Genomic DNA, 14,804 nt, shown 5'->3' on the forward strand with positions numbered 1-14,804 from the left:
GAGGGACCAGACATCGATTACGCCGGCATCCGGAAGATTTTGCCAGGGTTGAGCAGGTTTCTTGGATCGAGCGCGGCTTTGATGCTGCGCATCACGTCGATCGCGTCCTCGCCGTGCTCGGAGACGAGGAACCCCATTTTATGCAGGCCGACGCCATGCTCGCCGGTGCACGTGCCGCCCATCGCGATGGCGCGCTCGACGATGCGCTGATTCAGCCGCTCCGCCTCGAGCAACTCCTCGGGCTTGTCCGGATCGACCAGAATGGCAACGTGGAAATTGCCGTCGCCCACATGGCCGACGATCGGACAGGGCAGGGGCGACGCCTTGAGGTCTTGCTCGGTCTCGACCACGCATTCGGTCAGTCGGGAAATCGGCACGCATACGTCGGTGGTCACTGCCCGGCAGCCCGGCTTGAGCTGCAGCATGGCGAAGTATGCATTGTGGCGCGCGCTCCACAGGCGGCTGCGTTCTTCCTGCTGGGTGGCCCACTCGAAGCCTTGCCCGCCATGCTCGCTGGCCAGCGCCTGCACGGTTTCTGCCTGCTCGTGCACGCCGGTGGGGCTGCCGTGGAATTCGAAGAACAGGGTGGGCGATTCGGTCAGCGTGAATTTGGAGTGCTGGTTGATTGCGCGGATAGCCAGTCCGTCGACGAATTCGACGCGCGCGACGGGCACACCCAGCTGAATGGTTTCGATCACGCATTGCACCGCATCGCCCATCGACGAAAAGGCGCACACGGCGGCGGACACCGCTTCCGGCTGCGGGTAGAGCCGCACGGTCGCCTCGGTGATGATCCCCAGCGTTCCCTCGCTGCCGACGAACAGCCGGGTCAGGTCGTAGCCGGCCGATGACTTGCGCGCGCGCGAGCCGGTCTTGATGACGCGGCCGTCGGCCAGCACGACCGTCAGGCCCAGGACATTCTCCCGCATGGTGCCGTAGCGAACCGCGTTGGTCCCGGAGGCGCGGGTCGCGCACATGCCGCCGATGCTGGCGTCGGCGCCCGGATCGATGGGGAAAAACAGTCCCGTGTCGCGCAGTCCCTCGTTGAGCGTCTTGCGCGAAATGCCCGGCTGCACGGTCACCGTCAAATCTTCGGCGTTGACCGAGACGATCTGATTCATCTCCGACAGATCGATCGTCAGGCCGCCCTGCACGGCCAGCAGATGACCTTCGAGCGACGAGCCGGCGCCGTAGGGAATGATCGGCACGTCGTATCGGGCGCACAGGCGCACGATCTGCACCACTTCCTCGGTGCTGTGGGCATAGGCGACGGCGTCGGGGGCGATCGGATCGAACGGGGATTCGTCGCGGCCGTGATGCTCTCGTACCGCGGCTGCGGTGCTGACCCGCTCGCCGAGCAGCGCCTTGAGGGCAGCCAGCAGCGCATCCGGGAACGGGCGCTTGGCGGCGGCGAGATCAACGGGGGCAGGGTGGGGATGATTCACGAGATTCTCCTGTTCAGGGCGCCGACCGCCATATACATGGTCGCGAGACTGGCTCGGGATATCCCTGCCGGCCGCGTTGCTGACGACGATTTTACGCCGTTGCATCTCGCTGGGAGGCCGGCTTTGCCCGTCGCGCGTTGCCGATCATACCAAAGCGCCGCGCGCTCCGGCATCGCCCAGGGGTTAAACTCGCCATTCGCGCAACGACGCGCAGTGTGCGTTGCGCACCGCACAACGCGATTATTTTGACAAGAGGGCACTGAGCATGGGCAACCGTTTGAGCAAAATCACCACACGCACGGGCGACAATGGCACGACCGGCTTGGGCGATGGCAGCCGGGTCGACAAGGACAGCCTGAGAATTCACGCCATCGGCGAAGTCGACGAACTCAATTCGTACCTCGGCGTGCTGCTGTGCGAGGTGCTGCCCGACGGTGTGCGCAGCGCGCTGATCGAGATTCAGCACGACCTGTTCGATCTGGGGGGCGAACTATGCCTGCCGGGCCAGGCGTTGATCCAGCCGGCTCAGGTGCTCAAGCTCGACGAGTGGCTGGCGCATTACAACGCGGATTTGCCGCGCCTCAAGGAGTTCATTCTGCCCGGCGGCAATCGCGCCGCCGCGCACGCGCATGTGGCGCGCACCGTATGCCGGCGGGCCGAGCGGGCGATCGTGGCGCTGGGCCGCCACGATACCGTGAACGAGGCGCCGCGCCAGTATATGAATCGCCTGTCCGATCTGTTGTTCGTCCTGGCGCGCGTGTTGAACCGTGCCGATGGCGGCACGGACGTGCTGTGGCAGCGCGGCCGCGCACAAGCGTAGCGCGGCACGGCGCCGCGCGGCTCAGTTGCCGTTGCCGCGCGTCAGGCGGCGTTGCTGCACCGCTTGCGCCAGCGTCTCGAGCACGCGCAGGCTGTCGTCCCAGCCGATGCAGGCGTCGGTCACGCTTTGCCCGTAGGTCAGCGGTTTGCCGGGGACGTGATCCTGCCGGCCGGCAACCAGATGTGATTCGACCATCACACCGATGATGCGCTCTTCGCCGGCGGCGATCTGCGCGGCCACGTTCTCGCACACCGGAATCTGGTTCTCGTGCTTCTTTTCGCTGTTGGCGTGCGAGGCGTCTATCATCACGCGCGCCGCGAGGCCGGCTTTGGAGATCGCTTCGCAAGCGCTCTGCACGCTGGCGGCGTCGTAGTTCGGTGCCTTGCCGCCACGCAGAATCAGGTGACAGTCTTCATTGCCGCTGGTCGAGACGATGGCCGAATGTCCCCCCTTGGTGACCGAGAGGAAGTGATGCGGCTGCGAAGCGGCCTTGATCGCGTCGACGGCGATTTTGACGTTGCCGTCGGTGCCGTTCTTGAAACCGACCGGGCATGACAGGCCGGAGGCCAGCTCGCGGTGCACCTGCGACTCGGTGGTGCGTGCGCCGATGGCGCCCCACGACACCAGATCGGCGATGTATTGCGGGCTGATCATGTCGAGATATTCGGTGCCCGCCGGCAGGCCGAGTTCGTTGATGTCGACCAGCAGCTCGCGCGCCATGCGCAAGCCGTCGTTGATCTTGAAGCTGTTGTCCATGTGGGGGTCGTTGATGAGCCCCTTCCAGCCGACCGTGGTACGCGGCTTCTCGAAATAGACGCGCATCACGATTTCCAGGTCGCCGGCGAAACGCTGGCGCGCCTCGGCGAGCATGCGGGCATATTCGAGCGCCGCTGCCGGGTCGTGGATCGAACAGGGGCCGATGATGACCACGAGCCGGTCTTCCATGCCGTGCAGGATTCGATGGATCGCCGCGCGCGTCGAGAAGATCAGATTGGCGGCGCGCTCGGAACACGCGAATTCGCGAATCAGGTGGGCGGGCGGCGTCAGCTCCTTGAGCTCCCTGATGCGGACGTCATCGGTGTTGTGCGGGGCCATGCTGTTCTCCTGGGAATAAAAACTGAAAAAGTGTCATAGCAAAAAAAAACCGCCAGACTCGGCTGGCGGTTTTTTGGGATTCTACGGTGCGTTACAGCCCCTCTCCTTCCGCCAGCGGTGCGAGATACGCAAAAAAGTAAAAATAAAACTTGGCGGACATGATGGAAACGGGATGTTGCCCAAAGGGCGGGAATTCGGATATCGGTGTTTATAGCGCGAATTGCCCGGCTTCGCAAGCAAAAAAGCGCGGCAAGCGGGTATTCGCGCTTGCCGCCGCGCGCCGGCAAAGGCTCAGGCGGTGCCGCCCACGGTCATGTTTTCGATCCGCAGCGTCGGTTGGCCGACGCCTACCGGCACGCTTTGACCGTCTTTGCCGCACACGCCCACGCCGGAGTCGAGCGCCATGTCGTTGCCGATCATCGTGACATATTTGAGCGCTTCAGGACCATTGCCGACCAAAGTGGCGCCCTTGACCGGATAGGTCACCTTGCCGTTCTCGATCATGTAGGCCTCGGATGCCGAGAAGACGAATTTGCCATTGGTGATGTCGACCTGCCCGCCGCCAAAATTGACTGCGTACAAGCCGTGCTTGACAGAGGCGATGATTTCGTTGGGGTCCTTGTCGCCGGCCAGCATGTAGGTATTGGTCATGCGCGGCATCGGCAGCGCCGCGTAAGATTCGCGCCGGCCGTTGCCGGTGACAGGCATCTTCATCAGGCGCGCGTTCATGCTGTCCTGCATGTAGCCGCGCAGCACTCCGTCCTCGATCAGCGTGGTGCACTGGGTCGGATTGCCTTCGTCGTCGATGTTGAGCGAGCCGCGGCGCTGGCTCAGCGTGCCGTCGTCGACGACCGTGACGCCTTTGGCTGCCACGCGCTCGCCGAGCCGCCCGGAGAACGCGGAGGAACCCTTGCGGTTGAAATCGCCCTCCAGGCCGTGGCCGATCGCCTCATGCAGCATCACGCCCGGCCAGCCGGGCCCGAGAACCACGGTCATGGTGCCTGCCGGTGCCGGTTTGGCGTCGAGTTTGATCAGCGCGCCGTCGACCGCTTCGGCGACATACCGCGCCAGCAATTCGTCGGAGAAATACCCGTAGTCGAAGCGGCCGCCGCCACCGCTGTTGCCAACTTCGCGACGACCGTGCTGCTCGACGATGACAGTTACCGAAACCCGCACCAGCGGCCGCACGTCGGCGGCGACCACGCCGTCGCTGCGGGCCACCATGACCACGTCATATTCGCCGGCCAGGCCCGCCATGACCTGGGTCACCCGCGGATCACGCGCGCGGGCGAGCTTTTCGATGCGTTCGAGCAAGGCGATCTTGGCGTTGGCGTCGAGCGAGGTAAGGGGGTCGTTGGGCAGGTAGAGGTCGCGCCCCCGGGCGGCGGCCTGCCGCTGCCCGACCTTGACGCGTCCGGAACCGGCCACGGCGATCGAGCGGGTTGCCGCGGCCGCTTCGGTGAGGGCGCGCGCGCTGATGTCGTCGGAGTAGGCGAAGGCGGTGCGATCGCCCACCAGGGCACGCACGCCGACTCCCTGATCGATGCTGAAGGAGCCGGATTTGACGATGCCCTCTTCCAGACTCCACGCCTCGCTGCGCGTGTACTGAAAGTAGAGGTCGGCGTAGTCGACCCGATGCCGGAAAATGTCCGCCAGCGTCCGATCGAGATGGCTCTCGTCGAGCGCGTACGGAGTGAGCAGCAAATCCTTGGCGATCGCCAGATTATGAATGCCGGTATCGATGATTTTCATGCGGGCTCTTGAATGGAAATTGGGGCGCTAAAAAATGACTTGAGGGGAAATCCGCGGAATTCAAGGCGGGAATCCCCGTCAGGTTGCCAGCACGCGATGTTTCAACGCCGGCAGGCTCTGCCGCACTTCGGTTAGCCGTGTTGCGTCGATTGTACCGCTGACGACGCCTTCGTTTTCTTGCTCGCGCTGCGCGAGCACGTCGCCCCACGGGTCGATCAGCATGCTGTGACCCCAGGTGCGGCGGCCGTTTTCATGCCGCCCGCCTTGCGCGGCCGCCAGCACGTAGCATTGGTTCTCGATGGCACGCGCGCGCAGCAACGTCTCCCAGTGCGCCCGACCCGTCGTGTAGGTGAATGCCGCCGGCACCACGATCAGCGCGCATTCGCCCAGCGCCCGGTAAAGCTCGGGAAAGCGCAGGTCGTAGCAGACCGACAGGCCGACACGGCCGAACGGCGCCTCGAACGCGGCGACCTGCTCGCCGGGGCGGATCGTGCGCGCTTCGTCGTACGCTTCCTGATCCTTGACGAAGCTGAACAGATGGATCTTGTCGTAGCGGCAAATGGGTTGCCCCTGCGGATCGAAAACCAGCGTCGTGTTGAGTACGCGCGAGGCCTCCGGCGCAGCCAGCGGGAGCGTACCGCCGATCAGCCAGATGCGGTGCCGCCTGGCGGTATCGGCCAGAAACGCCTGGATCGGGCCTTCGCCTGGTGTTTCGCGCAGCGCGAGCTTGTCGGCGTCGCGTTGCCCCATGAAGCAGAAGTACTCCGGCAACAGCACCAATTGCGCACCTTGCTCGGCCGCCTCGGCGATCAGCCGGCCGGCTGTTGCCAGATTGCGCTGCACGTCGGCGCAGCTGGTCATTTGAATGGCGGCAATGGCGGCACTTGAATGGGCAGGCATGAGGCGACTCGCTATCAAGGCGTGGTGAATTGAGTACTGGGGGAGAGATTTTCCATCTTACCCTGATTGGGGCCGCCTTGCCGGATCACCGGGTCGCGCCATGAGCCGGTGACAGTGTAGTGAGAGGCCAGCGATTGCGACAACTGCCCGCCGAGCGCCAATTGCGCCAGGAAACTACCCAGGCCCAAGGCCGGGTTGACCAGCGCATAAGCTAGCGAAGCAGAGCCGGCATTGATGTGGGGCAACACGGTGACCTGCAAATTCTGCGTTTCCTTGTCGAGATTGGTGGTGCCCGACATTTTGATGGTGGCCGAGGTGCTGGTGATGGTGAAATCCTGCGTGCTGGCGATGCCGTTGTGCACCGCGCCGTTGGCGAGAATCCGGTCGAATGGCAGGCCGGAGCTGAGCACGCTGTCGAAATCCAGCGTGAGGATTTTCGCCAGGGTTTGCACACTGAAGATGCCCAGCAATTTCGTCAAACCCGGATCAGCCTTCAGGATCTGGCCGCCGGCAAGGTCGAGCGCGACCCGTCCGTTGAGCGTCGGATAGTCGATCTGGGCCGGCCCGCCGCGCCAGTCGAGCTGGCCGCTGAGGGTGCCGCTGCCCTCCCGCAGAGTCTTGGGCAGGCCGACCCGATCCAGCAGCTTGCCGGCGTTCTTGATGTCGAGCTTGAACGCCAGCGCGGTCCGGCGCGGCGTTTTGGCGTCCGCGGCAGCCGCTTCATGTCGTTTCGCGGTGCGCCAATTACCGGTGATCGCCAGATTGGCGGCCGGGTTGGTGATGTTCAATTTACTCAGTTGCCAGACCGGCACGCCATTGTCGACCGTGTTGCGGGCGACCAGTTCGAGACGGCCCAGCGACTTGTCCTGTAGCGCAAATTCATCGGCCACCAGATCGATCGCAGGGAACTCGTCGGCCGGCTCGTCGAGGATCTGCCCCAGCGTTGCGCCGTCCTCTGCCTTGGGGATGAGCAGCTTGCTCAGGCGGCCATGGACTTCCCCGTAGGGCACGCGTGGGCTGGGCGCATCCCAGTGCAGGTTGCCGGCGAGTTGAGGCGAGGCGATGTTCGTCTGCCAGTCGCTGCCGTCGCGCTGGGCAGTGAGCGCCACATCCGGCCAGGGGCGCGAGAGCAGGGTGACTTGCTTGGCGTGCAGCGTGACTTCGGTTGGCGCATAGGGCGTCATTGTCGCCGCGGACGAGCCGGACCCAGAGCTGGGGTCGGGGTTGCCGCTGGAAGGAGCGAGGGCGACGGACTGCAGGCGCAGTGCGCGCCACGCGTCTGCGTCGAGCTGGTCGAGATCGATGCTGGCCGCCACGCCCTTGCTGGGGTGTGGCGGCGCAGCATTGACGCCGATACCGCCGCGCAGCACGGTGACGGCGCCGTCGCTGCCGGTTTGCTGCACGAAATTGGCTTGCACCGGGCCCACGGTCAAATCGAGCGCCTGCGGTTGCGCGCCGTTCGCGCCAGTCTTTTCGTCGAGCGGCCGCAACGCGATGCGAGCGGGCATCGCGCTGTCGGCGGATTTGCCAAGCGGTGCGGGAAGTTGCAACGCCAGTCCGCGCAAATCCGACTGCGCGACGATCTCCGCCGCGCCGTGCGTGGTGTTCAACTCGGCCGAAAACGGTGTCGTGCCGTGCATCAAACCGGCGAGTTTGGCCAGCGTCGGGTTGCTGGCCTGCGCACGCAGCGCGTCGGCGCTGACGGCGCCGGTCACGCGCAACTGCAGCGCACCCTGCGCGTCGGTGCTGCCGTCGGCCCGTATGGCATTGCCCAGAAAGCGCCCCCGCAACTGGCTGGCGCCCAGTCCATGCTCGGTGAAATTGAGCTGCCCGTCGACGCCGCTCAACGTCGGCCAGCCGCGCGCGAGCGTCACGTCGTTGCGCAGGAACCGGTAACTGCCGGTGACTTTGGCGTTGCTCGTGTGATTGATGGGCAACCTGATTTTCAAATTGAGCAGGCCGTTGCCGGTGGCCTGGGCATCCGTGGTGAAATCGCCGATCCAATGTCCGACCGGACTGTTGTTCAGGTAGCGCACGAAGTCGCGCGTCGGGCCGGCGACCTGCCCGTTGATATCGAGCGTCGCCTGATCGTGCGTCAGATCCTCGATCGAGCCCTTCACCGGACCGAACGTGACGTCATAGACGCGCGCCGAATCGATCGCCAACTGCATGCGGTTGTTGTCGAAAATGAGCTTGCCCTGGATTTTTTCGAACGCCGGCCAGCTATCGGTGTGTCCTGCCGTCCGGGGGGCGGGGTCCAGGCGCGCGTCGGTGAGCGGCACTTCCATGTGAAATTGACCGTTGTTCTGCGCGTAGGGGAACGCATCGAGCGGCCCCGTGACGCGGAACGTGGCGTCGTGCGCCGTGCCGCCCAGCAGCGCGTGCTTCAGATAGTTGCGCGCGTCCGCGTTCATGGTCGTGGGCAGGTAATTCGACAGGCTCGCGATTTGAGCGCGCTGGATGCTGCCTCGTACGTCGAGCGTGCCATGGGCCGGCCCGCCGCTCATATAGGTACCGGCCAGATGGGCCGCGATCTGACTGTTTTGCAGATCGAGCGAAGCAATGTCGAGCTTGATTTGCGGAGGTTGGTGGCTCTGGGGCGGGCTCTGGGCGACGGTCCACTGTGCTTTGCCGCCTACCTGGTCGAAGCCGATTTGAGGCGGATCGAACAGACCTGGGAATGAGAATTCGGTGTTTTTCGCATCGAGCGTGATGTTGCCGCGGTCCTGATTGGCATTGATGCTGCCCGATAAATTCGTGAAACCGGGAATGCCGATGCGGGGTTCGCCATGCGATCCGGCTGGCGGTGCCGCAGCGACGCTGTTGAGGCTGGCGTGGTCGAACGTGGCGCGAAAGCGATAGCGGGTGCGGGAGTTCGGCAGGCGCTTGAGCCCCGGCAATTGCCGCCAGCCGTTGCCTGCCCCCGGCGCGGGCCGCTGCAGCGATATCTCGAAATCGTGCAGCGTGCCGCGAGGCGCCCAGGTATCGAGCGGTTTGCGCAGATCGGCCGGCAGCGGTAGCGCAGGCGCCAGTTGGGCGAGTTCGCCCAGGTCGAGTTGCTTGCCGCTCAGCGCAATTTGTTCGCCATGCGCCGTGTTCGCTGGCAGATAGCGGCCGTCGAGCGTCGGGACGTCAAGCGCCTGCTGGTCGGGCATGACGATTTTCACCTGCTGCGCCTGCCAGGCCGCGCCGTTCTCCAGCGATTGCACAGCGAGGGTCAGGCTTGCGTCGTCGAGCGCCAGCGGAGCGAGCTGTGCGCCCAGCTGTGTGCGCACCCGGCGAGCGGCGAGCTGCACCGTGCCGTTGGTCAGGCGGCCGGCGTCAAAGCTTACCCAGATGCGGCCTGCGGCCAGGCCGCTCATGGCCGGGTCTGGCACCTTGACATAGCGTGCCAACGCGGCCAGATCGACGGTGCCGATCTGCGCATAGGCGTTGCCGCGCCAGCGACTGATTTCGTCGGCGCGCACGAACAGCGGATGCCGGAATTCAGCGCGCAGGTCGACCGGGGCGGACAAAATGCCCTGTGGATCGGCCTGCATGCCAAATTGGTGCTGGTGGCCGTTGTTGAGTAGCGCGATGCGCACTTGATTCAGCGCCAACGGAGGCTGTGCGCGAGTGTCGTCCTGCCAGCGCAGCGTGCCGTTGCGCACGATGACGGCGTCCTGATTCAGCAGCCAGTCGAGCACGGGGTTGTTGCCGCCCGGCCGTGTATTGAACGGTAGGCCGGCGGCGTAGAGCTTGCCGTCGGCACGGCGCTCGATCAGTATGTCGGGGCTATCGAGCGTCAGATCCGCCAGGCGCACATTCAGATGCAGCAGGCTGGACCACGACAGCGTGCCGTCGACCCGGGCCAGGCTCAGGCCCGGGGTCTTTGCGCCGGGCGCGCGCAGGCTGACGCCCTGCAAGTGAAAGTGGGCGTACAGGCCGCCCCAATTTGCACTAATCTTCTCAATGGAGACGGGCACACCCACCGCACGCGAGACGATCGCTTCGATTTGTGGCCGATAGTCGTTGACGCGCGGCAGCACCCAATAGCGCATCCCGAGGATGGCTACGGCTGCCAGAAAATAGACCAAGATGACCACGCCGGCGAAGAACTCGAGAGCGTGGCGCAAACCAGGAAAAAATATGGGCCGAGGCGCTTTGGGGGAGTCGGGCGGCTGGCGGTCAGTCATACTGCGCGTCGGTTGGGGAATGTGGTAGCTTGCGTGCGAATGACTGTAACACAGCCCATCAAGGTATCCACAATATCCCAATGACTGCAGACAAGGCCGTGAGTTCACTCGAGATTTCGCAGTATTCCCGCTACGCCGCCCGCGTTCTGGCGAGCCGCCCGGCGTTGGCCGCCGAATTGCCTGCGCTTGTGGCCCACCCGATCGACCTGGCCTGGATGGCGGCGCGATTCGCCGAGTTGGTTGGCGTGCCGGCGAACCAGGCCGCACCCGACGAAGCGGCGTTGCAGCGCGCGCTGCGCGTTTTGCGCAACGACGTGATGTGCGTGATCATGGCGCGCGATCTTGCCGGCGCCGCGTCCCTGTCCGAGGTCACGCAAACCATCACATCGCTGGCCGAATTTTCGATCCGCACCGCGTTGGCGGTGCTCACCCGCGACTTGCAGGCCGTGCATGGCACGCCGATGACGCCGGAGGGAGAGCCGCAGGCGTTGGCAGTGGTCGGAATGGGCAAATTGGGCGGGGGTGAGCTGAATGTATCGTCCGACGTCGATCTGATCTTTTTGTACGAGGACGACGGCGAGACCGCGGATTTGCAGGGCAGCGGCCACTGTCGCCTGCTATCGAATCACGAGTTCTTCACCAAGCTTGGCCGCAAGCTGATCGGTGCGCTGGCCGAGCTGACGGCGGACGGCTATGTGTTCCGGGTCGATATGCGGCTGCGTCCGAACGGCGATTCGGGGCCGCTGGTGTGCAGTCTGCCGATGCTCGAGGAGTATTTCTACGTCCAGGGCCGCGAATGGGAGCGCTACGCGTGGATCAAGGGGCGGCTGGTGTCGGATACGACCGACGCCGCGGGCCAGCGCATGGCGCATCAATTGGCGCAAAGGGTGCAGCCGTTCGTATTCCGGCGTTATCTCGATTACGGTGTGATCAGTGCGATTCGCGCGTTGCATGCGCAAATCCGCCGGGAAGCCGAGCGGCGCGCCCACGCCAAGCCCGAGCGCATCAACGACGTCAAACTCGGGCGCGGCGGGATTCGGGAGATCGAATTTACCGCGCAGGTTTTTCAGCTGATTCGCGGCGGACAGGAACCCGAGCTGCGCATCCGCCCGACGCTGGCCGTGCTCGACGTCGCCGCCCGGCGCGGCTGGCTGGCGCAGAACGTGGTCGAACGGCTCAAGCAAAGTTACGAATTCCTGCGCCGCCTGGAGCACCGGATTCAGTATCTCGACGACGCCCAGACCCATGTGCTGCCAACCCGCCAGGACGACCTGGCGGCGCTGGCACGCGCCATGGGCTTCGATAGTGCGGCGGCGCTGCTGATGGCGCTCGACGAGCATCGGGAGTTCGTCGCCGAGCAGTTTGACCAGGTGTTTGCCGACAAGAGCAACGGCCACGGCACGCGCGGCTCACACGAAGCCGACTGTCCGCCCGAGTTGTGGGGCGCCATGCTGGCCGATGAAGGGCAGGATCAGGCGCTGACCGAGATGTTGCGCACGCTTGGCTTCGCCGATCCGGCGGCCAGCCTCGAGCGCCTGCAGGCGAGCTGGACTTCGACGCGGTACAAGGCGTTGCCGGAGGCCAGCCGGCAACGCTTCGACTTGCTGGTGCAACGCACGATCGAGGGAGCGCGCGAGGCATCCGCACCCGATGTCGTGCTCGCGCGCATGCTCGATCTGCTGGCCGCCATCAGCCGCCGCGGCTCTTATCTGGCGCTATTGACCGAATACCCGCGGGCTTTGGCACGCGTGCTGCACGTTCTGGCCGCCTCGCGTTGGGCGGCCGGCTACTTGACGCGCCATCCGCAATTGCTCGACGAACTGCTCGACGACGATACCCTGGCCGCGCCGTTCGATTGGCCAGCCTTCAAAACCGAGTTGCGCCGCCGTCTGGCGCAGCACGGCGCCGAGGCAGCCATCGAAATGCAAATGGATGTGCTGCGTCGCGCCCACCATGCCGAGACCTTTCGCATCCTTTTGCTGGATCTGCAAGGCGCGCTGACGGTCGAGGCGATCAGCGATCGCTTGTCCGAGCTGGCCGATGCCCTGGTCGAGGTCACGCTGGAGACGATTTGGGGCCATCTGGCATCACGCCATCGGGAGGTGCCGCGCTTTGCGGTGGTCGCCTACGGCAAGCTGGGTGGCAAGGAGCTGGGGTATTCGTCCGACCTCGATTTGATTTTTCTTTACCAGGACGATGACGACCGCGCGCCGGATGCCTACGCGCTATTGGCGCGCCGTTTCGTGACGTGGCTGACCACGCATACCGCCGCCGGCATGATGTACGACGTCGATTTGCGCTTGCGGCCCAACGGTTTGTCCGGCTTGCTGGTGACCAGTCTGGAGAGCTTTCGCCAGTATCAGTTCCGCCAGGGGGCGGCCAATACCGCCTGGGTATGGGAGCATCAGGCGCTGAGCCGCGCTCGCTTCTGTGCCGGGGATGCCGACATCGGCGCTGCGTTCGAGCAGATTCGTGCCGACGTGTTGCGCGTGCCTCGCGAGGCCGGCCCGCTTGCCGACGAGATCATTGCCATGCGCCAGAAGGTCCTCGACGGGCATCCGAATCCGACCGCGCTGTTCGATCTGAAGCATGACGTGGGCGGCATGGTCGACATCGAGTTCACGGTCCAGTATCTGGTGTTGCGCCACGCCGCGGCGCACGCCGAGTTCCTGCGCAACGCCGGCAATATCGCGCTGCTGCGCGAGGCCGGCCGCCTGGGGCTGATCGATGTCGAGCAGGCCGAACGGGTCGGCACCGCATACCGGACCTACCGCGCCATGCAGCACAAGTTGCGGCTCGACGGGATGGAAACCGCGCGGGTCGATCCGGACCAGGTGACGCAGGAGCGCGAGGCCGTCACGGCTTTGTGGACGGCGGTATTCGGCCGACGTTGAGGCTGTTTCTGTTCGGGCGCAGCGACGCTGGTCGGGGGCTGGTCAGGCCGCTGCCCTAGAGCGCCAGCATCTCACGCGCGTGCTTGCGGGTGGTGGCGGTGATCTCGACACCGCCGAGCATGCGAGCGATCTCCTCGACTCGTTCCTGACGGCCCAGCGCGACGATTTCGCTGAGCGTGGCGGCGCCCTCGCTGCGCTTGGCTACCCGCAGATGCTGGTGACCGAGCGCGGCGACTTGCGGCAGATGGGTAACGCACAGTACCTGGCGACCCTGGCCGAGTTGCCGCAACAGGCGGCCGACGACTTCGGCGACCGCGCCGCCGATACCGGAGTCGACTTCGTCGAAAATCAATGTGGGCGTCAGGCTGGCGCTGCTGGCGATGACCGACAGGGCCAGGCTGATGCGGGCCAGCTCGCCGCCCGAGGCGACCTTGGCGAGCGGGCGCAGCGGCACGCCGGGGTGCCCGGCAACGAGAAATTCGATGCTCTCCATGCCGTAGGCCTGCCCCTCGGCGACCGGCGCGAGCGCGATTTCGAAGCGTCCGCCCGGCATCGACAACTCCTGCATCGCGGCCGACACCTCCTTGCCGAGCTTGGCGGCGGCGCGGGTGCGACCCTCGGAGAGTTGCCTGGCCAGCGTGGCGTATTGCTCGTGCGCGGCGGCGGCGGCGGCCTCCAGCCCGGCTAAATCCTGCGCCGCGGTCAACTCGGTCAGTTCCTGGCGGCGCGACTCGAGTTCGGCCGGCAATTGTTCGGGGGCTATGCGATATTTGCGAGCCGCGCCGTGCAGCGCATCCAGGCGCTGTTCGACGCTGGCCAGCCGTTGCGGATCCAGCTCGATTTTCTGTGCATAGTGATTGAGCGAATGCACCGCTTCGCGCAGCTGGATTTCTGCCGGCTCCAGCGCCGCCAGCGTGTCGCGCAACTCGGGATCGACCTCGGCCAGATGGCGCAGTTGTTGGATGATCGAGCCCAGCGCCGGCACCAGCGCGCCGTCGTCGGCCTCGCTCAGTACGTGCAGCGCGCCGCGTGCACCCTCGATCAGGCTGGCCGCGTGCGTCAGGCGGCGGTGTTCGCCATTGATCTCCTCCCACTCGCCGGCTTGTGGCGCAAGCTTGTCGAGTTCATTGACCTGCCATTCCAGCCGTTCGCGTTCGCGCTGCAATTCGCGCTCGCGGCCTTGTGCTTCCTGGCAGCGCTGAACCAACTGCTTCCATTGCCGATGGGCGCTGGCGACCTGGCTCGCCAGCTCGGTCAGGTCCGCGTGGTTGTCCAGCAGCCGCCGCTGAGCGTCGGGGCGCAGCAATTGCTGGTGCGCGTGCTGGCCATGGATGTCGACCAGCATGTCACCGGCCTCGCGCAACTGCGCCAGTGTGGCGGGAGTCCCGTTGATGAACGCACGCGAGCGTCCGGATGCGTCGATCACCCGGCGCAGCAGCACGCCACCGGTCTCATCGTGCGGCAGCGCATGCTGGTCGAGCCAGTCGGTGAGCGTCGGGTGGGCGGTGAATTCAGCCGTAATGTCGGCGCGCGTCTGGCCGGCGCGCACGACACTGGCGTCGCCTCGCTCACCCAAGGCCAGCGCCAGGGCGTCGATCAGAATGGACTTGCCGGCGCCGGTTTCGCCGGAAAAGACAGTAAAGCCCGCCGAGAACTCCAGCTCCAGATGGGCCACTATCACAAAATCGCGAATCGAAAGGCTGCGTAGCATGGTGGTTTGACG

The 14,804-nt window shown here is 65.2% G+C and carries 8 protein-coding genes; 2 read left to right on the plus strand and 6 right to left on the minus strand.

What is annotated here, in order from left to right; genetic code table 11:
• Window positions 1–17: 17 nt before the first annotated feature.
• Complete coding sequence (locus tag PATSB16_RS00570) at window positions 18–1,445, minus strand: FAD-binding oxidoreductase (protein WP_047215946.1); 1,428 nt, start codon at window positions 1,443–1,445, stop codon at window positions 18–20.
• Window positions 1,446–1,710: 265 nt separating this feature from the next.
• Here PATSB16_RS00570 and PATSB16_RS00575 point away from each other — a divergent pair, with 265 nt between their 5' ends.
• Window positions 1,711–2,265 (plus strand): cob(I)yrinic acid a,c-diamide adenosyltransferase, encoded by a 555-nt coding sequence (locus PATSB16_RS00575; protein ID WP_047216820.1) that lies wholly within the window; start codon window positions 1,711–1,713, stop codon window positions 2,263–2,265.
• 21 nt (window positions 2,266–2,286) lie between these two features.
• Here PATSB16_RS00575 and aroG read toward each other — a convergent pair whose 3' ends face one another.
• The 4 genes from aroG to PATSB16_RS00595 all read right to left on the minus strand — a co-directional run bounded on the left by aroG (window position 2,287) and on the right by PATSB16_RS00595 (window position 10,097).
• The gene (gene aroG / locus PATSB16_RS00580) at window positions 2,287–3,360 is read right to left on the minus strand and encodes a 3-deoxy-7-phosphoheptulonate synthase AroG (protein ID WP_047215947.1); all 1,074 of its coding nucleotides are present in this window, start codon (window positions 3,358–3,360) and stop codon (window positions 2,287–2,289) included.
• A gap of 291 nt (window positions 3,361–3,651) precedes the next feature.
• On the minus strand, window positions 3,652–5,112 hold the full coding sequence (gene tldD, locus PATSB16_RS00585; protein ID WP_047215948.1) for a metalloprotease TldD: 1,461 nt from the start codon (window positions 5,110–5,112) through the stop codon (window positions 3,652–3,654).
• Between the two features lie 78 nt (window positions 5,113–5,190).
• Entirely contained in the window at window positions 5,191–6,012 is an 822-nt protein-coding gene (locus tag PATSB16_RS00590) for a carbon-nitrogen hydrolase family protein (RefSeq protein ID WP_047215949.1), read from the minus strand.
• Window positions 6,013–6,026: 14 nt separating this feature from the next.
• Complete coding sequence (locus tag PATSB16_RS00595) at window positions 6,027–10,097, minus strand: YhdP family protein (protein ID WP_169834603.1); 4,071 nt, start codon at window positions 10,095–10,097, stop codon at window positions 6,027–6,029.
• A 170-nt stretch (window positions 10,098–10,267) separates the two neighbouring features.
• Between PATSB16_RS00595 and glnE the strand changes: the two genes are divergently transcribed.
• Window positions 10,268–13,081 (plus strand): bifunctional [glutamate--ammonia ligase]-adenylyl-L-tyrosine phosphorylase/[glutamate--ammonia-ligase] adenylyltransferase, encoded by a 2,814-nt coding sequence (gene glnE, locus PATSB16_RS00600; protein WP_047215951.1) that lies wholly within the window; start codon window positions 10,268–10,270, stop codon window positions 13,079–13,081.
• 55 nt (window positions 13,082–13,136) lie between these two features.
• On the opposite strand, the gene recN is transcribed toward glnE, so the two are convergent.
• The gene (gene recN / locus PATSB16_RS00605; protein ID WP_047215952.1) at window positions 13,137–14,792 is read right to left on the minus strand and encodes a DNA repair protein RecN; all 1,656 of its coding nucleotides are present in this window, start codon (window positions 14,790–14,792) and stop codon (window positions 13,137–13,139) included.
• Window positions 14,793–14,804: the final 12 nt, after the last annotated feature.

The sequence above is a fragment of the Pandoraea thiooxydans genome, from assembly GCF_001931675.1.
In the GTDB taxonomy this organism is placed as follows: domain Bacteria; phylum Pseudomonadota; class Gammaproteobacteria; order Burkholderiales; family Burkholderiaceae; genus Pandoraea; species Pandoraea thiooxydans.